Annotated in this window: 28 protein-coding genes; 20 read left to right on the forward strand and 8 right to left on the reverse strand. The window is 30.8% G+C overall.

The genetic code is table 11. The annotated features are described in order from the left end of the window. The first annotated feature begins 7 nt into the window (after positions 1-7). The 6 genes from ACO6VN_RS05275 to rny all read left to right on the forward strand — a co-directional run bounded on the left by ACO6VN_RS05275 (position 8) and on the right by rny (position 6,230). Complete coding sequence (locus ACO6VN_RS05275; protein ID WP_016998653.1) at positions 8-823, forward strand: YmfK family protein; 816 nt, start codon at positions 8-10, stop codon at positions 821-823. Positions 824-844: 21 nt separating this feature from the next. Further along, the gene (locus tag ACO6VN_RS05280) at positions 845-1,240 is read left to right on the forward strand and encodes a helix-turn-helix domain-containing protein (protein ID WP_016998654.1); all 396 of its coding nucleotides are present in this window, start codon (positions 845-847) and stop codon (positions 1,238-1,240) included. Positions 1,241-1,304: 64 nt separating this feature from the next. After that, positions 1,305-1,886, forward strand: a complete 582-nt coding sequence (gene pgsA / locus ACO6VN_RS05285; protein ID WP_064204821.1) for a CDP-diacylglycerol--glycerol-3-phosphate 3-phosphatidyltransferase — start codon at positions 1,305-1,307, stop codon at positions 1,884-1,886. Between the two features lie 191 nt (positions 1,887-2,077). Then, on the forward strand, positions 2,078-3,235 hold the full coding sequence (locus ACO6VN_RS05290; protein WP_422404314.1) for a CinA family nicotinamide mononucleotide deamidase-related protein: 1,158 nt from the start codon (positions 2,078-2,080) through the stop codon (positions 3,233-3,235). A 161-nt stretch (positions 3,236-3,396) separates the two neighbouring features. Further along, entirely contained in the window at positions 3,397-4,467 is a 1,071-nt protein-coding gene (gene recA, locus ACO6VN_RS05295; protein WP_135031905.1) for a recombinase RecA, read from the forward strand. Between the two features lie 203 nt (positions 4,468-4,670). Continuing rightward, the gene (gene rny, locus ACO6VN_RS05300) at positions 4,671-6,230 is read left to right on the forward strand and encodes a ribonuclease Y (RefSeq protein ID WP_194200781.1); all 1,560 of its coding nucleotides are present in this window, start codon (positions 4,671-4,673) and stop codon (positions 6,228-6,230) included. A 93-nt stretch (positions 6,231-6,323) separates the two neighbouring features. Here rny and ACO6VN_RS05305 read toward each other — a convergent pair whose 3' ends face one another. The 6 genes from ACO6VN_RS05305 to ACO6VN_RS05330 form a co-directional block, all read right to left on the reverse strand. Further along, a complete protein-coding gene (locus ACO6VN_RS05305; RefSeq protein ID WP_422404315.1) occupies positions 6,324-7,550 on the reverse strand; it encodes a tyrosine-type recombinase/integrase in 1,227 nt (408 codons plus the stop codon). An 11-nt stretch (positions 7,551-7,561) separates the two neighbouring features. After that, entirely contained in the window at positions 7,562-8,023 is a 462-nt protein-coding gene (locus tag ACO6VN_RS05310; protein WP_422404316.1) for an ImmA/IrrE family metallo-endopeptidase, read from the reverse strand. Positions 8,024-8,041: 18 nt separating this feature from the next. After that, positions 8,042-8,413, reverse strand: a complete 372-nt coding sequence (locus tag ACO6VN_RS05315) for a hypothetical protein (protein WP_016998661.1) — start codon at positions 8,411-8,413, stop codon at positions 8,042-8,044. A gap of 93 nt (positions 8,414-8,506) precedes the next feature. Beyond that, a complete protein-coding gene (locus tag ACO6VN_RS05320; protein WP_422404317.1) occupies positions 8,507-8,950 on the reverse strand; it encodes a hypothetical protein in 444 nt (147 codons plus the stop codon). A gap of 135 nt (positions 8,951-9,085) precedes the next feature. After that, complete coding sequence (locus ACO6VN_RS05325; RefSeq protein WP_422404318.1) at positions 9,086-9,631, reverse strand: type II toxin-antitoxin system PemK/MazF family toxin; 546 nt, start codon at positions 9,629-9,631, stop codon at positions 9,086-9,088. A gap of 134 nt (positions 9,632-9,765) precedes the next feature. Further along, positions 9,766-10,146, reverse strand: coding sequence for a helix-turn-helix domain-containing protein (locus ACO6VN_RS05330; RefSeq protein ID WP_422404319.1), 381 nt, complete (start codon positions 10,144-10,146; stop codon positions 9,766-9,768). 165 nt (positions 10,147-10,311) lie between these two features. On the opposite strand from ACO6VN_RS05330, the gene ACO6VN_RS05335 reads away from it, so the two are divergent. Together ACO6VN_RS05335 and ACO6VN_RS05340 are read left to right on the forward strand one after the other, a co-directional pair. Beyond that, positions 10,312-10,503, forward strand: coding sequence for a helix-turn-helix transcriptional regulator (locus ACO6VN_RS05335; RefSeq protein WP_422404320.1), 192 nt, complete (start codon positions 10,312-10,314; stop codon positions 10,501-10,503). Positions 10,504-10,616: 113 nt separating this feature from the next. Then, on the forward strand, positions 10,617-10,808 hold the full coding sequence (locus tag ACO6VN_RS05340; RefSeq protein WP_103269424.1) for a hypothetical protein: 192 nt from the start codon (positions 10,617-10,619) through the stop codon (positions 10,806-10,808). Here ACO6VN_RS05340 and ACO6VN_RS05345 read toward each other — a convergent pair. Then, entirely contained in the window at positions 10,805-11,185 is a 381-nt protein-coding gene (locus ACO6VN_RS05345; protein WP_422404321.1) for a DUF2513 domain-containing protein, read from the reverse strand. The two genes, ACO6VN_RS05340 and ACO6VN_RS05345, sit on opposite strands and share 4 nt — an antisense overlap. A gap of 205 nt (positions 11,186-11,390) precedes the next feature. On the opposite strand from ACO6VN_RS05345, the gene ACO6VN_RS05350 reads away from it, so the two are divergent. Further along, a complete protein-coding gene (locus ACO6VN_RS05350) occupies positions 11,391-11,669 on the forward strand; it encodes a helix-turn-helix domain-containing protein (protein WP_422404322.1) in 279 nt (92 codons plus the stop codon). Positions 11,670-11,791: 122 nt separating this feature from the next. Here ACO6VN_RS05350 and ACO6VN_RS05355 read toward each other — a convergent pair whose 3' ends face one another. Then, positions 11,792-12,031 carry a hypothetical protein gene (locus tag ACO6VN_RS05355; protein ID WP_422404323.1) on the reverse strand — a complete coding sequence of 80 codons (240 nt, stop codon included), beginning with the start codon at positions 12,029-12,031 and terminating at the stop codon, positions 11,792-11,794. 87 nt (positions 12,032-12,118) lie between these two features. Here ACO6VN_RS05355 and ACO6VN_RS05360 point away from each other — a divergent pair, with 87 nt between their 5' ends. The 11 genes from ACO6VN_RS05360 (at position 12,119) to ssb (ending at position 19,884) form a co-directional block, all read left to right on the forward strand. Continuing rightward, a complete protein-coding gene (locus tag ACO6VN_RS05360; RefSeq protein ID WP_422404324.1) occupies positions 12,119-12,898 on the forward strand; it encodes a phage antirepressor KilAC domain-containing protein in 780 nt (259 codons plus the stop codon). A gap of 187 nt (positions 12,899-13,085) precedes the next feature. Next, on the forward strand, positions 13,086-13,589 hold the full coding sequence (locus tag ACO6VN_RS05365) for a hypothetical protein (protein ID WP_422404325.1): 504 nt from the start codon (positions 13,086-13,088) through the stop codon (positions 13,587-13,589). A gap of 10 nt (positions 13,590-13,599) precedes the next feature. Further along, complete coding sequence (locus tag ACO6VN_RS05370) at positions 13,600-13,776, forward strand: hypothetical protein (protein ID WP_167751623.1); 177 nt, start codon at positions 13,600-13,602, stop codon at positions 13,774-13,776. A 13-nt stretch (positions 13,777-13,789) separates the two neighbouring features. Next, positions 13,790-14,074: a hypothetical protein gene (locus tag ACO6VN_RS05375; RefSeq protein WP_422404326.1), complete on the forward strand. Its 285-nt coding sequence runs from the start codon at positions 13,790-13,792 to the stop codon at positions 14,072-14,074. A 72-nt stretch (positions 14,075-14,146) separates the two neighbouring features. After that, the gene (locus ACO6VN_RS05380; RefSeq protein WP_422404327.1) at positions 14,147-16,123 is read left to right on the forward strand and encodes a hypothetical protein; all 1,977 of its coding nucleotides are present in this window, start codon (positions 14,147-14,149) and stop codon (positions 16,121-16,123) included. A 24-nt stretch (positions 16,124-16,147) separates the two neighbouring features. Further along, entirely contained in the window at positions 16,148-16,927 is a 780-nt protein-coding gene (gene bet, locus ACO6VN_RS05385) for a phage recombination protein Bet (RefSeq protein WP_422404328.1), read from the forward strand. Continuing rightward, complete coding sequence (locus ACO6VN_RS05390) at positions 16,917-17,630, forward strand: MBL fold metallo-hydrolase (RefSeq protein WP_422404329.1); 714 nt, start codon at positions 16,917-16,919, stop codon at positions 17,628-17,630. Before bet ends, ACO6VN_RS05390 begins: the two co-directional genes overlap by 11 nt. A 15-nt stretch (positions 17,631-17,645) precedes the next feature. Continuing rightward, positions 17,646-18,398 (forward strand): DnaD domain protein, encoded by a 753-nt coding sequence (locus ACO6VN_RS05395; protein ID WP_422404330.1) that lies wholly within the window; start codon positions 17,646-17,648, stop codon positions 18,396-18,398. Positions 18,399-18,407: 9 nt separating this feature from the next. Further along, positions 18,408-19,202 (forward strand): ATP-binding protein, encoded by a 795-nt coding sequence (locus ACO6VN_RS05400; RefSeq protein WP_422404331.1) that lies wholly within the window; start codon positions 18,408-18,410, stop codon positions 19,200-19,202. Continuing rightward, positions 19,199-19,381: a hypothetical protein gene (locus ACO6VN_RS05405; RefSeq protein WP_422404332.1), complete on the forward strand. Its 183-nt coding sequence runs from the start codon at positions 19,199-19,201 to the stop codon at positions 19,379-19,381. The genes ACO6VN_RS05400 and ACO6VN_RS05405 overlap by 4 nt, the downstream gene beginning before the upstream one ends. Then, positions 19,378-19,884: a single-stranded DNA-binding protein gene (gene ssb, locus ACO6VN_RS05410; RefSeq protein WP_422404333.1), complete on the forward strand. Its 507-nt coding sequence runs from the start codon at positions 19,378-19,380 to the stop codon at positions 19,882-19,884. Before ACO6VN_RS05405 ends, ssb begins: the two co-directional genes overlap by 4 nt. Positions 19,885-19,926: the final 42 nt, after the last annotated feature.

Consider the following 19,926-nt stretch of genomic DNA (forward strand, 5'->3'; position numbering starts at 1 on the left):
GGATATTATGGGAGAAGTCATTAAAAAAGAATGGTATTTAGAATATGATATTCAAGTAAACAGAGCAGGGTTGTTAGGTGATATTTCTAGTTTACTAGGTATATTAGGCATTAACATTATTACTATTAATGGTGTAGATCAAGGTAGGCGTGGATTACTCATAAAGACAGATGATATGGATAAAGTAAAACGCTTTGAGAACATCGTAAAAGAAATTGATGACATCACAATAAAAAAATTACGAACTCCTGGTTTAAGAGATAGATTAGCAGTAAGGCATGGGCGATATATTAAACGTGATATAGATGATAAAAAGACATTTCGTTTTGAAAGAAAAGATTTAGGTTTGTTAGTTGATTTTATGGCTGAGTTATTTAAAGAAGATAGACATAAATTAATAGGTGTAAGAGGTATGCCACGTGTTGGTAAAACAGAATCAGTTGTTGCAGCAAGTGTGTGTGCACATAAAAAATGGTTGTTTATCAGTTCTACTTTAATCAAACAAACTGTAAGAAGTTCATTGCTTAAAGGTGAATATAGCGATAAAAACGTTTATATTATTGATGGTGCTGTCACTTCAAAACAAACCGACGAAAAACATAAACAACTCGTGAGAGAAGTGATGAGTCTACCGACAATTAAAGTCGTAGAACACCCTGATTTATTTGTACAGCGTTCTGAATATAGTTTAGAAGACTTTGACTATATTATTGAGTTGAGAGAAACTGAAGATCAAGAAATTACATATGAACAATTAAATAAAAATGATTTATTTTCAAATGATAGTATGGGGTTTGGTGATGGATTTGGATTCTTTGAATAATCTTGTAGAGGTGGAAAAAGTTTGAAAAATATTGGCGAGATTTTACGAAATAAAAGAGAGCAACTTGGTATGACGTTAGTTGAATTAGAAGAAAAGACCAAAATTCAACGTCAATTTCTAGTCATGATAGAAAAAAATGATTTTGAAAATTTACCAAATCCAGATTATACGAGAGGCTTTATTACAAAATATGCTTCATCTATTAATATGAGTCCTAAAGAATTAATAGATAAACATCAAAGTGAATTACCTAAATCAGCACCATCTGCAAAAGAAGCATTTCGCCAGCTTACACAAGAAAAAAGAAGCCAATCAGAAATATCAGAAAATAATATGGTTTCTAAATTAATCATTCAAATGGTTACATTTTTTGGCCTATTACTTATCTTATGGATATTGTTGATAATAATCGTTTAATTCTCAGTAGGATTGATTTATAATAGTATTATTATGGGATTGATAGTAAAGAAGGAGAAAGCATATGAATATTCCTAACCAATTAACGGTATTACGTGTTATATTAATACCTGTTTTTGTACTTTTCTTACTTGTAGATTTTAATATGGGTAAGATGGATTTCTTATTTGGACAAGAAATGAGAATTGAACAATTTATCGCCGCTATTATTTTTATAATAGCATCTGCTACTGATTGGTTTGATGGTTACTTGGCAAGAAAGTGGCAACTCGTTACTAACATGGGGAAATTTTTAGATCCATTAGCTGACAAATTATTAGTTGCAAGTGCATTAATAGCGCTAGTGGAATTAGACAAAGTTTCTTCAGTTATAGCTATTATTATTATAGCAAGAGAATTTGCCGTTACTGGTTTAAGACTTTTACAAATAGAACAAGGATTTGTAAGTGCAGCTGGGCAATTAGGTAAAATCAAAACTGCCGTTACGATGGTGGCACTCGTATTTATTTTATTACAAGAACCATTTTCTATGTTATGGCAAATTAATTTAGGTCAATGGTTATTGTACATAGGAACATTCTTTACAATCTTATCTGGTATTGAATACTTTTACCATGGTAGAGATGTGTTTAAAGGCTCAAAATAGTTATATCTTGTAAAGAGTCCGGGACATATTCAATGTCTCAGGCTCTTTTGTTATATTGGCAGTAGTTAACTGAATTGAAGATTGTTTATGCTAAACTCATTCAATTCTTGTTATCTTTGCTATGATGGGACAATGAAATCTTATGAGAACAAGAGATTGATGTCCCTTTCACTTTCTTTAGGAGGAATAAAATGAAAGTAAGTATACTTAGTGTAGGAACAGAAATTTTATTAGGTCAGATTGCAAATACTAATGCTCAGTTTATATCAAAAACGTTTAATGAACTTGGTGCTAGTATAATGAGACACGTAGCAGTAGGAGATAACCCTTCTAGGCTTGAGCATGCAATACAAGAAGAAATGGCCACACATGACGTGGTCATTTTAACAGGTGGTTTAGGTCCTACTAAAGATGACTTAACGAAACAAACAGTAGCTAATGTGTTAGGAAGAGGTTTAGAAACAAACAAAGAAGCGATGGAATTTATTGAGCAATATTTTAAGAATGAAAATAGACCGATGACACCAAATAATAAACAGCAAGCGTTAGTAATTGAAGGAAGCAAAGTGTTAAAAAATGATGTTGGTATGGCTCCAGGTATGTATGTTGAACATGAAGATAAAAAAATCGTGTTATTACCTGGCCCACCTAGAGAATTAAAGCCAATGGTAACACAATATCTTGTGCCTTATTTTTTAAATGAGGAACGTGTTATTCATTCTGAATCATTAAAATTTGCTGGTATCGGGGAATCAAGACTTGAAACAGAGTGTATGGACTTAATTGACAACCAAACTAATCCGACAATTGCACCACTAGCTGGTTCACATGAAGTTTCCCTAAGAATCACAGCAAATTCAAATACTAAACAAGAAGCTTTGGAATTAATAAAACCAGTAAAAGAAGAAATTTTAAATCGAATAGGCTTATATTATTACGGCAGAGATGATACGACGATGGAAGAAGCTATTTTTTCACATACAGATAAGCCATTTTTAGTATACGATGGTATTACAGATGGTATACTGTTATCAAGGCTGAAATTAAATGATAAAAGTGAAAAATACTTAAAGGGTTATGTCATACAAGAAGAAAGTATTGATCAACTATTAAATATTTCTAAGCAAGATAATGTTGAGAACATTGCTTTTAAATTAAAAGAAAGATTTAATGTAGATACTGTCTTAATATTATTGGAACAAGATGAGGAATCGATGGTCTATATTTCAGATGTGCAAAAACACAAAAAATTTAATTCTAGACTGAGTCAATCTTATGCTGGGAAACGTGATAGAATCAGTAACATAGCACTTATTGAATTTTTGAATTTTTTAAGAGAACAAGCATAAATTCATAAAAGTGGCACTTGTGTTCGCATTTATTAAGAAAATACACATAAAAACACGAACAAATATTCGCTTTATACTTGCATTTTAAGAGAAAAAGATTTATAGTAATTGATAGCTAATTAAACAAGTAAACTTATTTTATATATATAGGAGGTTATCGCGTGAACGAACAACGTCAGAAAGCACTCGATACAGTAATTAAGAATATGGAAAAATCCTTTGGTAAAGGGGCAGTTATGAAACTTGGGGATAACACAAGTAGAGAAGTTTCAGCTGTGTCCAGTGGATCTATTACGTTAGATAAAGCTTTAGGAGTAGGTGGATATCCTAAAGGACGTATTATTGAAATATATGGACCAGAAAGTTCTGGTAAGACAACTGTTGCGCTTCATGCTATTGCAGAAGCACAACGTCAAGGAGGCGTAGCTGCGTTTATCGATGCTGAGCATGCTTTAGACCCAGTTTATGCTAAGAATTTAGGCGTAGATATAGATAACCTTTATTTATCACAACCTGACCACGGGGAACAAGGACTAGAGATTGCTGAAGCATTCGTACGAAGTGGTGCTGTTGATATTATTATCGTTGACTCTGTAGCTGCTCTTACACCTAAAGCTGAAATTGAAGGCGAAATGGGCGATACACACGTTGGTTTACAAGCTCGTCTAATGAGCCAAGCTTTACGTAAATTATCAGCTGCAATATCTAAATCAAATACAACTGCAATATTCATCAACCAAATCCGTGAAAAAGTAGGCGTTATGTTCGGTAACCCTGAAGTTACACCTGGTGGTCGTGCACTTAAATTCTATAGTTCTGTTCGTTTAGAAGTGCGTAGAGCCGAACAATTGAAACAAGGTCAAGAAGTTGTAGGTAACCGTACTAAGATTAAAGTTGTTAAGAACAAAGTGGCACCACCATTTAGAGTAGCAGAAGTTGATATTATGTACGGTGAAGGTATTTCACGTGAAGGCGAATTAATCGATTTAGCTGTTGAATATGAAATCGTCGATAAATCAGGTGCTTGGTATTCTTATAATGGTGAAAGAATGGGACAAGGTAAAGAAAATGTTAAAACATACTTGAAAGAAAACCCAGCTATCATTGAAGAAATTGATTCTATTCTTAGAAATGAATTAGGTTTTAATGGTAAACCTAAAGAAGAAGCTAAGAAAGATAAGAAAGATAAAAAAGAAGAAAAACCTGAGCAAGAATCATTGCTAGATCAATAACTTTTATTAGCGTTCTATAAATCACTTGTAATGAGATGATTTATAGAACGCTTTTTTATTGAAATCATATGAAAAATAAAGGTGATGTCCTTGACACTTGTACAAATTTAAACGTACAATTGAGTTGTATGATTCCATAGTTTCATTTAATCATATTTTTGTATATATAAGACGTAAAAACCTAGATAGAAGGAGGTGTTTATGTGGACTTATTAACCCTCTTACTCATTTTGCTAGGAGTTATTCTAGGTGTTGTTGTAGGATACTTTTTCGCACAAAATAGCTTAACGAAAAAGCAAGATCAAGCTCGTCAGTCAGCTCACTATATTTTAAGTGAGGCGAACAAAGAAGCTGAGAGCCTAAAGAAAGAAAAATTGCTAGAAGCAAAAGAAGAAAATCAACAAATTAGAGATCATCTTGATAGTGAAATTCGAGAGAGAAGAAGTGACCTACAAAAACAAGAAGCAAGATTACTTCAAAAAGAAGAAAACTTAGAGCGCAAATCTGATCTTTTAGACAAAAAAGATGAAATTCTAGAAAACAAAGAAGCTAAAATTGAAGAGCGACAACAACAGGTAGATGCAAAAGAGAGTAATGTTCAAGACATAATAACGAAACATGAACAAGAACTAGAACGCATCTCCGGATTGACACGCGAAGAAGCTCGTAAAGAGCAATTTTCAAAAGTCGAAGAAGAACTGTCACATGATATTGCCGTACTTGTAAAGGAAAAAGAACGTGAACTTAAATCAAATGTTGATAAGAAAGCAAAAGAACTGTTAGCTACTACAGTACAAAGATTAGCAGCAGATCATACTTCAGAATCAACAGTATCAGTCGTGAATTTACCAAACGATGAAATGAAAGGACGTATCATCGGTCGTGAAGGTCGAAATATACGTACTTTAGAAACATTAACAGGAGTAGATTTGATTATAGACGATACACCAGAAGCAGTAATATTATCTGGTTTTGACCCAATTCGAAGAGAAATTGCTAAGACAGCCTTAACTAATTTAGTATCTGATGGACGTATACATCCAGGTCGAATTGAAGATATGGTTGAAAAAGCAAGAAGAGAAGTAGATGACTTGATGAGAGAATCAGGAGAACAAGCTACCTTTGAATTAGGTATTCATAACTTACATCCAGAATTAGTTAAGATATTAGGAAGAATGAAATATCGTACAAGCTACGGTCAAAGTGTTCTGAAACACTCTATAGAAGTTGCACAACTTTCAGGAATGTTAGCAGCTGAATTAGGTGAAGATGAAACATTAGCGAAACGTGCAGGTTTATTACATGATATTGGTAAAGCTATCGATCATGAAGTTGAAGGCAGCCATGTTGAAATAGGGGTAGAACTTGCTAAGAAATATCATGAACATGATACAGTCATAAATGCAATACACTCACATCATGGGGATGTAGAACCGACATCAGTCATCTCTATACTCGTAGCTGCTGCAGACGCATTAAGCGCTGCTAGACCAGGAGCTAGACGTGAGACATTAGAAAACTATGTTAAACGACTAGAGAGATTAGAAGAAATATCTGAAGACTATGACGGTGTTGAAAAAGCATATGCGATTCAAGCAGGTAGAGAAATTAGAGTAATAGTATCACCTGAAGATATTGATGACTTAAAAGCACATAGAATAGCAAAAGGTATTAAAGACCAAATAGAAAGTGAATTACAATATCCAGGGCATATAAAAGTGACAGTTGTCCGGGAGATGAGAGCAACTGAATACGCAAAATAGTTGCTTTGAAATTTAAAACCCTTTAACCACAACGGTTAGAGGGTTTTTATTATGTCATAAACTGAATCTCGGGGCAAACTCGGGGCAATTTGATTAAAAATTATCTTTTCTTTCCAGCGTTTCTAGTTTATTTATCATATCACTTTTCATTTGATTTGTTACGTGTGTATATATTTCTAAAGTAGTTTTATGGTTACTGTGACCAACTCTCTCCATGATAGTTTTTAAAGGGATGCCCATTTGTGTTAAAAATGAGATATGGGTATGTCTTAATGTATGGGTTGTAATTTTTCTGCTTATTTTAAGATTATCGCATGCCTTTTTTAATGCCTCGTTTACTCTATTAAAATAAATTGGATTTCCACGATAGTTTGTAAATACAAATCCCCTATCAGTATATCTGCTATCCCACTGATTAGCTTTTTTATTTTCTAAAATACAAGACTTTAGAATCTCACAACTTCGATTCGTTAATTCTATTGTTCTGTAGCTAGATTGGTTTTTTGTAGCATCTTTGACACCATAATGACCATTTTCATTTTGAATTCTTAATATTGTTCCATCTATAGTTAGTTTTTTGTTTTGAAAATCAATATTATTAGTTTCAATTGCTAACAACTCACCAATCCTCATACCATTTAAAGATAAAAAATTAACAATATAATACATAAATAAATAATGTCGTTTATTATCAATGTTATTTGCAGTTAATTTCATAACATAAATTTCATCTAGAATTGATTTTAATTCATCTTTTTCAAGATAGTTATTCTTCTTTGCTCGTATTTCTTCATATGTTTTTGTTTTGATTGGTACTTGAATATCATTAATAAATGGAAAAGATATACCATAATATAGTTTTATATGGTTCATTACGTTCTTAAATATTCTTAGAACATCTCTATTGGTTTGATTAGAATAATTAAATTTTCTCAACTTATCAAAACAATTTTGTAAATAGGGTAAATTAAGCTTATGTACTAATATATCAAAATCAAGTATTTTACTTAATATTTTGCCCTTAGTTAAATATGTGATCATTGTAGAATATTTATTTTTACTATTATTTTTATAATGTTTCTCCCACATTTGATACGCAATTTTAAAGGTTAGTGTGTCATATCCTTCGATTTTAACTTGGTTTTTTAACTCCTCAATTTTTTCATCTAATAATTTAAGTGCTTCTTTTTTAGCCTGCTTAGTCTTGGAATTCATAACTACGCTAACTCTTTTAACTTTACCAGTCAGATTATCTGTATATCTTTCGTAAAATCTATATTTAATTTTATTATTATTACTTTTATATTCAGTCATCCACATGTATATACCTCCTAAATCGATTTAATACCTACTAGACGATGTGTTTTACTTCTATTCATTAGTAACTCCAAACGTCGATAAGCGTCCTTAAATGGCACTTTAAAATACTCTATAATTAAATCTACAGTCCATAAATTATTAGTTACTATTAAACGTTCAGGCATACGTAATAATAATGAAAATTTTTCAGCTTCAGCTTCTTGTTTGTAATTAAATAAACTTTTCATTTTTGTTTGATTACCAAAATGCATGTAGAAATGAGCAAACTCATGACAAAATTCATTCCACATATTTTCAGAACTATCGTTTCTAACGCATATGACATCTCTATTTCTAATTTTTGCATATAATGTAGTAGGCGAGTTATAGACTACTATAATGTTATATATGCTACTTATATAATCAATATTCAAATCGCTTCTATCCAAAATTGTATATGCTGTAATTTCGTTAACAACGTCTTCCACTCTCATAAAATAACCTCCCCGATATTAATCAAATGATCTAATTAATTTAATAACTTTGCCGATGATATTAATGTTATTTATATCTTCGATAGGGTGGGTTGTATTATCAACAGATACATAGTTAGATAGTTTTTTAATCTCAAAGCTTGCTTCATCGCAAAATCTTATTTCAGCTACATATTTCGAAAAAGGCGTACCATTAAATTCATCATCGAGTATTACTATATCTCTATCAAATAATAATGGTTCTATATTATCTGTATCATCAAAGTAGATACAGATACCTTTATCATTATTCTCAATTCTCTTATTATCTTTTGAAGTAGCAAAATTCGTAATATCCATTCTAAATTGTTTATATCTTTCTGGTATTTCAATTAAAGTGTTCGTATTCATACTAATTTCCTCCTAATATTAGAACGTATGTTCGGTTCAAAGTTGTAATAAAAGCCGACCAGTATATTTAGTGGTCAGCTAAACTAAAATTTATTATTGATTTTTAATCTTATGCAGTGTTAATAAAACAGGGAAATCAAAAGTCTTAGTATCAATTCTTCCATAAAAGGTATAATTATCGCCTTCATGTACATCATCATCTCTAGAAATTTCATATATAAAGTAATGTTTATATTCATCGCCAACTACAGAATATAAACCACCACCAATACCAGTATCGGGTTCTCCTGATTTTGATATTGTTACATTGCTGAGTTTAAAGTATTTTTCTTTATTACTAGTATCGTATTGTTTTTCGTTAAATTTTTTATAATCAATTTCTTTAGAGTTTTCCTCTAAATTTTTATTGTATTTTTCTACATCGAAGTCATCTTCTTTTTTATCTTGATTTTCAGATTTAAAATCATCTTCTTTATTATTGCCACATGCCCCTAGCAATATAATTCCTGTTAGGATAGCAAACAATACTTTTTTCATTTATGCATCTCCTTCTATCAAATAAAAAAAAGTGCCTGTATATAAAATACAGACACATTTTAGAGCCTTTCGCTCTTAATCAAATTAAATGAACCTAAAGTTCTTAATGTCTGAATTATAATATGGAAATAATATTTAATCAAGTATAAATGACGATGTATAACTAACAATTCTATTAGTTTCTTTTCTACTTAATCTAATTGTTGTATCTAAATCTTCTATATAAGGCATAATCCGCTTTTTGCTTATTGTTGTTATATCTTTATATTTTGCGAACGAACTTTTATTAATTAAATTTGTAATCTTACTTTGAATTCGTTGGTAGTTCTTCATTTTATCAAGAAGAATATTAGTTTGAGTGTCTAATTCTAGTAATGTCATAATATCACCTCTTTTAAGATTATTAATCCTATCTTTAACAGCGGCTAATTCAAACTTAACTGATTCAATTAATTGCTTATAACTTTCTAGATAATGATATAAGATATCAATATCAACTTTAATACTTTGCTTATTCTTAGAAGTCAATGGTATTACAATCAATTTCTCGTTATACTTACTATCTTTATTTGAAATTACTAATGCAAAGTGTTTGAAAGAAAATTCTTTCCCAACCCCTTTACCTAAATCTACATAAATTATTTCCCCTCTTTTATATTTTTTAAATTGGTTAGTGTTCAAAATATTCTCCTTAATTTATGAATTTTGCGTTATATTATGTTTAATATATATTACGATATCGTCCAATAATTTAATACAATCTAAATTTATCTAAAAAAATATAAGCTGAATGAGATCAGTTTATATTTTCCTTTCTATTTTTCACCTTTTGCACGTTTATCTTTCTCTATATAAAAATCTGCTAGGTCAGATAATTCTCTCATTATTTCTTTCTTACGTTCTTCAGGCAATTCGTCCCAACCTTCTTTATCAGAGAACATCAGCACTTCCGCATCTTCTAGAGAAACTTTCTCACTTTCATTTTCTTCAATATCTATTAAATCGTTTAATTTGATATTAAACAAGCTACTAAGCTTTTTTAGATTATCTATACTAGGTTCATTTGTATTAGTTTGTGATTCATAACGCTGATAAGCTTGTGGAGTTATATTCAAATGATTAGCGACATCTTTTTGAGTTAACTTTTTACGTTTTCTATAGAATTTTAATTTAGATGCTAATTCTTTATTGGACATAGTTCCAACTCCTAAATTATCTTGTTTTACTTATGTAATAAATATAAACTATTAGTTTAATTTTAACAAACAACAAAAAGTTGTATTTTTCTATTGACTTAAACAAAAAGTTGTATTATATTATATATAACAACTTAAAGTTGTAATACAGAAAGAGGTGATAGCATGATTACTTTATCTTCAGTAAAAGATATTAGAAAAGAATTAAATCTTACACAAAAAGATATGGCTAAATTATTAGGTGTAACAGGTCAATATTACAACATGATTGAGAATAATAAAAAACAACCATCTGTTGCAATAGCTAAACAGATTGGATCTATACTTGATATTGATTGGACTATTTTTTTTAAATAATAAAACAACTAATAGTTGTAATTAGAACATATGATTTATTCGACTAACTTAATAATACGTAAAAATAAGTGAACATGATAGACCAGTCAGTTCACGGAAAAGGAGGGTAAGAAGTGGCTAAAAAAATAGTCATCTATTACTTCTACGACAAAGAAGGTAATAGACGACCTGTAGAAGTTGGCACATTAGATAATTTAGAAATGTCAATTTCTAAAAATATGATTAATAAGCAAATTCAATATATGCCACATTTGAAAAATAATTATTATGTACAAATCGATAGCATTGAATTCAAGTTAGATTAATCGAGACCTAAATAATTTTTCATTACTGATGTTGCGATGTTTTGTAGTACTGGTATTGAAACACTAGATACTTTAGAAGCTTTTTTCTTAGTTTCTAACCAAATGTGTTCATCTCTTATGGAATCTAAAAGTTGATGACCTTCATATGTCATCGAATGAACGATATAAAAAACATAAAAAGCTTCACCTTTAGCAAAAGCAACTTCGACGAAACGAGCATCATATAAACGTTTTAGAGTATATAAAATTTGTATTGGATCATACTTTTGCATTCTGTCGGTTTTTTCAAAGCTTTCCTTTGTTAAACCTTCCATAGTGTAATCCATATCTTCAATAGTTAATAAAATATCTCTTATGCAATCTTGGTTCAGTTTCACGGAATCACCACCTTTCAAGTCTAATGATACAAATCGGAAGGTCATTTAGTAAGACAGAACATAATAACGAACATGTTGGCGTTCTAATAGAGCGTTTACGAGCGATAGTGAGCGATGATACGAGCCACACTTAAATACATTAAATAGTCATTGCGACGACTAAATGTTGTATTAGAACGCCAACAAAAGAAAAGGAGGAAATCTAATGATTAGAGATAAACAAAACGTAGTAACTGTTTTACCTAGTAATCAAAACACAATATTAGATGAAGAAATTTATATTGAGCCTATCTATATTAAGGCTACTAGAGCTTGCGAGTTATTCGATTTATCAAGATCTACAGTAAATAAATACCTTCAAGAAGCTGAAGAAGACGAAAGGTATCGAAATAGAATATCTATAGCAGTTGCTCAAAATATTTTATTAGTAAATATAAGAGTATTTGAAGAATTTTTAAAAAGTAAACATAAAAAATTTTTATAGGAGGGGATTCAGTTGAAACTAAAACAAATATTAAAAATAACACTCCTAATCATCATCTTGGTGGAGGAGATTAAGAGTGTTAAAGGAAAATATGTTGATTTGAATTCAATAAAAACTTGGTACTAAATTTCTAAATCAAAGTGTCTAGCACTAAATTGTTGTACATTTCCACAGTTATCACAAACAGTATTGACCATTGCTACTGTTGGACCAGGATATTCATTAGAAGCTATTGATAAAACACTTACATCGTTCATAACTACTACAGCAGGGGCATTACATGAACAAGGAATTTGTCTTTTTTCTTCTAATTGAGATTGAACTATTTCTTTTTGATCTTGAGTTAAGAAATAAGGACCCATATTTTCTCACCACACTTTCATAATAAATTAATTTAATTGTACCAAACCAAAATAATAAATCTATAACAAATTAAGGAGGTCATTCACATGACAAATGAATTAAAAGTAATTGAACAAAATAAAGAATTATATGTAGACAGTCGAGAGATAGCAGAAGTAACTAATAAGCGACATGCAGATTTAGTAAGGAGTATTGAGAATTATGAAAGTGTAATTTCTCAAAACGCAAAATTGCGTTCTCAGGATTACTTCATAGAAAGCACTTATAAAACTAATGGTAACAATAAATCATACAAACGCTATCTTTTGACTAAAAAAGGTTGCGATATGGTAGCAAACAAAATGACTGGTGAGAAAGGAATTTTATTCACTGCAACTTATGTAGATGCTTTTTATCAAATGCAAGAACAAATTAAGCAGACTGCGATTACTTCATCTGATAGTTACATGATTGAAGATCCAGTACAAAGAGCAAAGCGTTGGATTGAAGAGCAGCAAGAAAAACTAATGCTAGAACAAGAAATTGGAGAATTAAAACCTAAAGCAGATTATGTAGATGAAATTCTTAAAAGTAATGGAACAATGACAGCTACACAAATAGCTGCAGACTATGGTTTATCAGCTAACAAATTAAACAAGATATTAAACGAAGCGAGATTACAAAGAAAAGTAGGTAATCAATGGATCTTGTATAAAGAGCATATGAATAAAGGATTAACAAAGTCGAACACAATTTCAATTGTGCGTTCGGATGGAAGACAAGATACAAAGCTTCAAACTAAATGGACACAAAAAGGTCGTTTGAAAATACATGAAATTCTTACCGAAAAAGGATACGAAGCACAGTTATCAAGTGAGATTGCATAAAAAAATAACTGAACTAGGTGACCAAACCCAGTCCAGTTACACTCAACGACCAAATTGAGATTTTAGAACACATCATTTATTCGACCAAATGATGATACTTATATATTAACGCATGGTTTGTGAACTTTAAAGACAGAACAGTTAACCAAACAATACAAAAAATATAAATATAGAGAGGATTTTTAAAATGGCACACGTAATTAATAAACAAATAGAACGAAGGGGAATTACGCAACAAAGACTAGCAGATATGGCTTTAACTACAAAAAGTAATGTATCAATGATGGTCAAAGGAGATAGGAAAATTTCTTCTGACACTTACAGAGCATTCGCAACAAACAGTAGTGATGGTGTATTTGTAACAGATACATTAAATGAGTTTTCAAATGGTTTTTCAACACCAGCGCATAATGACGAAGTTTACTATGATCACCCTGGATTAATTAAAAACCAGTTAATCAAAGAAATGAAAGAAGCTATCTACGCTTTAGAAAACTGTAGTTTCTTGAAACGACCAGAATTCATGAGCAGAGAAGAAAAAGACAATGTTTTATCAACGATGTCTGAATGTAAAGACGTATTGTTTCAAGGACAAATGTTTCTAAATAAAGCATGTGAACATATTGAACAAAATCCTAGAGATGTAGCAAAAGCACATGAACAGAAATTAAAAATGGAACGCAGAATATAGGAGGGATTAAATGAATATTTTAAAGTATCCGTTATTAACATTAGTACTTGTTATTGAGTTCTTTATTATATCAAGTTTTTCAGTTACACCAATAGAACATTCATTAATGTTTTGGTTAGCTACAGTAATGTTTTTCGAAATGTTCGACCACTTATTCAACGATTTGAATAACGAAGAAGATATTTAAAGGAGGGATCTAAATGTTAGAAGTAGGAGAAAGACGTTATAGCAATTTTCAATTACAAGGTTTCTGGTTTGAGAAAGGAATTTTTTACTACGGTGACTATGTCGATATGAAAATTACATGTAATAGAACAGAGCAATTAGTTGTATCAGCTTGTTTCACGTCTGCTGATGATTATGAAACGCAAAAAGAAAACATCATAGCAATGTTAAATGACTATCTAGACAAAAATACGACCGAAAACGAAAGATTATTTAATTACTTGACCAGTAATAATTGGAACCATGATTTATTCGACTAAAAAAAGACACCTAAAAAAGGTGTCCGACTAAGAAATTCACTTATTTATATTATACCACAGGAGGAGAAAGATATGGATATTAAGTTAATCAAATTAGTACTTGATAACTTTAAAGGTGCTAAACACTTCGAATTAAAAGCTGAAGGTAAGGACATAGTAGTAAGGGGAGAAAATAACACAGGTAAGACAACAATAGCAGATGCTTTTTATTGGTTGCTATTCAATAAAGACAGTAAAGGTAGCACAAAGTTTGCAATTAAAACATTAGATAACGTAGGCGATGAAATTAACAACCTTAAACACAGTGTCTATGCAGTATTAAAAATAGATGGCAAAGAGCAACATATCAAAAAAACTTATTCAGAAAAGTGGACTAGAAAACGTGGACAAGCAAAGTCTAGCTTTACTGGACATGAAACTGTATACGAATTAGGTGCTACAGAAGAAGAGCTAACACCTAAAAAATTAAAAGACTTTAATGAGTTCATTAACTCAATCATAAGTGATGAACAAATATTCAAACTAACGACTAATCCATTTTGGTTTAACAGTTTAAAACAAGATGAACGTAAAAATATTCTAATGAGTTTGGTTGATGAGGTGACAGATGAAGATGTAATCAAATCAGATACTAAATTAAAGGAGCTTAAAAAGTTATTAGGTGATGGATCATTAGAAGATTTTAAAGCAAGAATAAAGAGAAATAAGAAAGCTATCAATGACGATTTAAAAGCAATACCTGTTCGTGTAGATGAAATTAATCATAATATGCCAGACGTACAAAAGTACGATAAAGACAAATTAGAAAAAGAATTAGCTGGTATCAACGAAGAAATAAAAGTTATAGATGGACAAATTAAAGATATTGAAAATGGACTATCTGTAGAAAAAATTGAAAAAGACATTAAATCTAAACAACTAGAAATTCAATATTTGATTGATAATCATGATGGCGACAGTAGACGTAAACTTACGTCATTGAACAATGAAGAATCAGAAAAAGAAAGAGCAGTAGCTGTTAAACGTAGAGATTTAAGTAATTTAAAAGCTGAATTACAAAGAAATGAAAGTGAAATGGAAGAACAAAACGAAAAGTTTAAAAATCTCGGAAGCAAGCATAAAGAATTAGTAAATGAACAAAAGGAATTTACAACTGCAACTGTCTGTGATTGTTGTGGTCAAGATATACCAGCACATATGCAAGAAGAAGCTATTAAGAAGATGGAAGAAAGCTACAACGCTGATAAGTCAGAAACATTAGAAAAAATACAATCAGACGGTATTGAAATCAGAAACAGAGTTAAATATCTTTCAGAACAAAATGATGAAATTGAAAAGTCTATGGAAACAATCAAGAAAGAGATTAATAAAGATACTCAATCTATAGATGAACTTAAAGAAGAAATAAAAGTTTTAGAAAGTAATAACACAAGAGTCGAAGATACAGACGAATACAAGCAAATAGATAGTGATATTCAAGCACTTAAAGAACAAAAGGGACACTCTATTCAAAGTATCAGTGATGATGTTAACGGCTTAATTGAGAGCAAAAAAGAGCCGTTACTCAATCAACAAAGAAATATCAAACAAAAACTTGATGATATCCAGCTTAGTCAAAGAGCAATACAAAGAATTGACGAATTAGAAAGTAGACAAGAACAGTTAGCACAAGAATATAACGATTTAGAACATGCAACATTCTTAACAGAAGAATTTACTAAACAAAAAGTAAAACTAATGGAAAGTTCAATTAATGACAAGTTTGAGATTACTAAATTCAAACTATTCAACGTGTTAATCAATGAAGGTGTGGAAGATGTTTGTATAGCATTACACAACGGTGTTCCTTATGACAGTGGATTAAACAACGCAGCAAGAATAAACGTAGGATTAGACATCATTAACGCTTTATCTAAACACTATAACTTCTACGCACCAATCATGATAGATAACGCTGAATCTGTTACAGACGTACACGAAACAACGTCACAACAAATTCAATTAGAAGTAAGTAAAAAAGATAAAGAGTTAACAGTAGAAGTAATTTAATAAAAAGTAATGGAGGAATTTATAATGACAAATCAAAATCAAGTAGCAGAAAAAATGAGTACAACATATGAGGTAAACGGTGAAACAGTTAAATTATCACCTGGAATTATTAAAAAGTATTTAGTTAGAGGTAACAAAGAAGTTAATGATCAAGAAATTATGATGTTCTTATCACTGTGTAAATATCAGAAACTAAACCCATTCTTAAACGAAGCTTACCTAGTTAAATTCGGTGGTGATGCTCAAATCATAGTAGGTAAAGAAGCGTTTATGAAACGTGCAGAATCTAATACTAAATATAAAGGTATTGAAGCTGGAATTATTGTAGAACGTAATAACGAATTATACGAAATAGAAGGCGCAGTTAAGCTTAAAAACGACCAATTAATTGGTGGTTGGGCAAAGGTATATAGATCTGATAGAGATATGCCAGTTGTATCTAAAGTATCAGTCGAAGAGTATGACAAGAAACAATCTACTTGGAAACAGATGCCATTAACAATGATTAGAAAGACAGCTATCGTAAATGCTTTACGTGAAGCGTTTCCTGAAAATCTAGGTGCTATGTATACCGAAGAAGAAAGTATTCAACCAATCAATGTTAATGATGATGTACAGAAAGAAATTAATCAAAACGCTAATAAAACAGCAATTGATATTCCAAAAGAAGAACCACAAAAAGTAGAAAAGCCACAAGAAAAAGAAAAGGTAGCAGTTGAACAACCTCAATTTGAAGAAGTAAAAGAACCTGAACAAGCTAAGCAATCAATATTTGATGAAGGATTATTCGGTAATGAAAATTAATTGTATTGGTAGTGGTTCTAGTGGGAACTGCTACCACATTACAGATGAAGATACTGAAATACTACTTGAATGTGGTTTTAATTTTAAAACAATACAAAAGGCTTTGAACTTCAAATTAAACAGTATTTCAGCTTGTTTAATCAGTCACAGTCATAGTGATCACATTAAAGGTTTAAAAGAAGTAATGAATTATGGAATTGATTGTTATATAGGTAATTTAGAAAAACAATATTTAATCAAGAATGACAAACGATACAACAACTTTAGATTAAAAGGTATTCAACCATTAGAACATTTTAGAGTAGGGACATTTACGATATTACCTTTTGATGTGCAGCATGACACAGAACAACCTTTAGGGTATCTCATTCAGTCAGACAATGGCGACAAGCTATTGTTTGCTACTGATACCTATTACATCAAATACACCTTTACAGGGCTTACACACCTATTAATTGAGTGTAATAACAGTATAGAAATATTAAATAGAAATGTTGAAACAGGTCTTCTTAATCACTCGTTAAAGAAAAGAATTAGAAAAAGTCATTTTAGTTTAGAGAACGTTATAGAATTCATTAAAGATTGTGACTTGTCGCAGTTAAAAGAAGTTTATCTAATACATTTATCTGATAGTAATTCAGATGAAAAACTATTTAAGAAATCAATCCAAAGAGTAACAGGGCGACCTGTATATGTATTTTAAGAAGGGAGTAAAACTATGACAGAACAAATTAAAACATCCATAACTGGCTATGGGCTTGTATTCAAGAGGGTTATGAAAGATACGAAGTTAAATATTGAAGCAAAAGCTTTATATGCTTATTTATCTTCATATGCTGGTTCAGATCAAAGTGCTTTTCCTAGCGTTGAACTTATATGTCATGAATTAGATATAAGCAAAAACAGGTTCAGAAAGTATAGAAAACAATTAGAGGATAATGGCTATTTAAATATTGAACGTGTAAAGAGTAATAACTTGTATGGAAAAAATTTATACACATTAAATCATGAACCTCGACCACTTCAAAATAGAGCGGTCGAAAGTGAAGCGCTCGAAAATAGAGCGATGAAAAATAGAGCGCTCGAAAACCTTACTACTACAAGTAACAGTTTTACAAGTAACAATAATACAAATAACAGTGAGAAGAATAACAGTAGTAGTAAGCAGCAGTCGCCATTCGACTTCTATCAAGCTAATGGTTTTGGAGTTCTTAAACCTTATATTGCAGAACAAATCAGCGCTTGGATAGATGACTTCAAAGAGTACGGCAATGAAATAGTTATAGAAGCTATGAAAGAAGCATTAAACAATAATGTGTCAACTTGGAGCTATGTTAATTCAATACTGAAATCATGGAACAATGATGGAGTTAAAACGGTAGAAGATATATCAGCAAGAAACAAAAAACGTAGTAAACAAGAAGAAATAGCAGACGAAGATAATCCATATCTTAAATATATGAATAATTGAGGTGTTTAAATGAATGATTTGTTCAATCCAAAAATAGCTAATAAATTGGAACAAAAGACGCAACCTAAATTAATTGAGGAAGCAACTTGTAAGAAATGTGGCAGGCACTATGAAGAATATCAATTCAAAAGTGGTTACACATATAGGCTAGGTTGTGATTGCGAGATGATAGAACATGCTAAACAAATGACAAACAACTTTAAACAACGTCAAAAACAAATTGAAATTAATAAGATATTTAGTTTTTCAAGTGAAAACGAAGAAACAAAACACGCAACATTTGAAACTTATATACCTGAAAACGAAAACCAAGAAAAAGCGAAAGTCATATGTGAGAGATACGCTAATTCGTTTAGTGAAGAAAATAAACAATCGCTTTTACTACAGGGTTCATTCGGATTAGGAAAATCACATTTAGCAATGTCTATCTTAAAAGAAGTGAAAAGCAAAAAATATTCAGTACTCTTCATCAATTTAACTGAACTCATTTCGATGTTTAGATCTACCTTTGATAAAGACAATGAATATACAGAGACGGAATTAGAAAAAGCGATAGGTCAGGTCGATTTAATGGTGTTTGATGACTTTGGAATGAATGTTACTGATTATGGCATGTCAAAACTATTTCAGATTGCTGAAAGTAGAGTTGGCAAACATAACATTATAACTACTAATTTATCTATTAAAGAATTAACTAAAACAAAAGACCAGCAACGATTGTTTAGTAGATTAATGTCAAATACCACAGGCATTACATTAGAAGGCAATGACCATCGAATGAAGGGATTTAGGAATCTAACATGATAACAATACAAAAACTAATTGAAAGATTAAATTGCAGTGAAGTATACGCTCGTAAATTCATGATTATGTGTAACTTTGACCAAAACTTAATTAGAGAAGAGTTACAAAGACAAATACACAAAAGAGAAACAACACCGGCAATAACAATAAATAAACCATTGGAGGAAATAACAATATGATTAATAAATCTGTATTAGTTGGCAGGTTAACATCGGACCCACAATTTAGAACGACACCAAGTGGAGTACAAGTAGCGAATTTCACATTAGCAGTGAACAGAAAGTTTACTAATCAACAAGGAGAACGCGAAGCTGATTTCATTAACTGCGTTGTATTTAAGAAAGCTGCTGAAAATGTTAACCAATATTTATCAAAAGGAAAGTTAGCAGGTGTTGACGGTAGGATTCAATCAAGAAGTTATGAAAACAAAGAAGGACAAAAAGTATATGTAACAGAGGTGGTTTGTGACAACGTCCAGTTCTTAGAACCTAAAGATAGTCAAAATGGCTCAAATTCATATCAAAATAGCCAAACTAATCAAAATACGAACAACAATACTCAAAATGGACAAAGCGTTCAAAAAGGACAAAATAAAGCAAATTACGACCAACAGAATAATCCTTTTGCAAATGCTAATGGTGGTCCTGTAGATATAGGCGATGATGATCTCCCTTTTGATTAGAAGTAATGAAAGGCAGGTGATAAATATGGAAATATAGAAAGA

The organism is Mammaliicoccus sp. JADD-157 (assembly GCF_049310805.1).
Lineage (GTDB): Bacteria > Bacillota > Bacilli > Staphylococcales > Staphylococcaceae > Mammaliicoccus > Mammaliicoccus lentus.

Coding starts and splice junctions, on each gene's coding strand:
- ACO6VN_RS05315 (WP_016998661.1), bottom strand. CDS start 8,413: ATGAATACGAACACTTTAATTGAAATACCAGAAAGATATAAACAATTT.
- pgsA (WP_064204821.1), top strand. CDS start 1,305: ATGAATATTCCTAACCAATTAACGGTATTACGTGTTATATTAATACCT.
- ACO6VN_RS05335 (WP_422404320.1), top strand. CDS start 10,312: ATGATTACTTTATCTTCAGTAAAAGATATTAGAAAAGAATTAAATCTT.
- ACO6VN_RS05360 (WP_422404324.1), top strand. CDS start 12,119: ATGACAAATGAATTAAAAGTAATTGAACAAAATAAAGAATTATATGTA.
- ACO6VN_RS05305 (WP_422404315.1), bottom strand. CDS start 7,550: ATGTGGATGACTGAATATAAAAGTAATAATAATAAAATTAAATATAGA.
- ACO6VN_RS05405 (WP_422404332.1), top strand. CDS start 19,199: ATGATAACAATACAAAAACTAATTGAAAGATTAAATTGCAGTGAAGTA.
- ACO6VN_RS05375 (WP_422404326.1), top strand. CDS start 13,790: ATGTTAGAAGTAGGAGAAAGACGTTATAGCAATTTTCAATTACAAGGT.
- ACO6VN_RS05310 (WP_422404316.1), bottom strand. CDS start 8,023: ATGAGAGTGGAAGACGTTGTTAACGAAATTACAGCATATACAATTTTG.
- ACO6VN_RS05330 (WP_422404319.1), bottom strand. CDS start 10,146: ATGTCCAATAAAGAATTAGCATCTAAATTAAAATTCTATAGAAAACGT.
- ACO6VN_RS05400 (WP_422404331.1), top strand. CDS start 18,408: ATGAATGATTTGTTCAATCCAAAAATAGCTAATAAATTGGAACAAAAG.
- ACO6VN_RS05275 (WP_016998653.1), top strand. CDS start 8: ATGGGAGAAGTCATTAAAAAAGAATGGTATTTAGAATATGATATTCAA.
- ACO6VN_RS05290 (WP_422404314.1), top strand. CDS start 2,078: ATGAAAGTAAGTATACTTAGTGTAGGAACAGAAATTTTATTAGGTCAG.
- ACO6VN_RS05355 (WP_422404323.1), bottom strand. CDS start 12,031: ATGGGTCCTTATTTCTTAACTCAAGATCAAAAAGAAATAGTTCAATCT.
- ssb (WP_422404333.1), top strand. CDS start 19,378: ATGATTAATAAATCTGTATTAGTTGGCAGGTTAACATCGGACCCACAA.
- ACO6VN_RS05320 (WP_422404317.1), bottom strand. CDS start 8,950: ATGAAAAAAGTATTGTTTGCTATCCTAACAGGAATTATATTGCTAGGG.
- ACO6VN_RS05365 (WP_422404325.1), top strand. CDS start 13,086: ATGGCACACGTAATTAATAAACAAATAGAACGAAGGGGAATTACGCAA.
- ACO6VN_RS05395 (WP_422404330.1), top strand. CDS start 17,646: ATGACAGAACAAATTAAAACATCCATAACTGGCTATGGGCTTGTATTC.
- ACO6VN_RS05350 (WP_422404322.1), top strand. CDS start 11,391: ATGATTAGAGATAAACAAAACGTAGTAACTGTTTTACCTAGTAATCAA.
- bet (WP_422404328.1), top strand. CDS start 16,148: ATGACAAATCAAAATCAAGTAGCAGAAAAAATGAGTACAACATATGAG.
- ACO6VN_RS05390 (WP_422404329.1), top strand. CDS start 16,917: ATGAAAATTAATTGTATTGGTAGTGGTTCTAGTGGGAACTGCTACCAC.
- ACO6VN_RS05370 (WP_167751623.1), top strand. CDS start 13,600: ATGAATATTTTAAAGTATCCGTTATTAACATTAGTACTTGTTATTGAG.
- ACO6VN_RS05380 (WP_422404327.1), top strand. CDS start 14,147: ATGGATATTAAGTTAATCAAATTAGTACTTGATAACTTTAAAGGTGCT.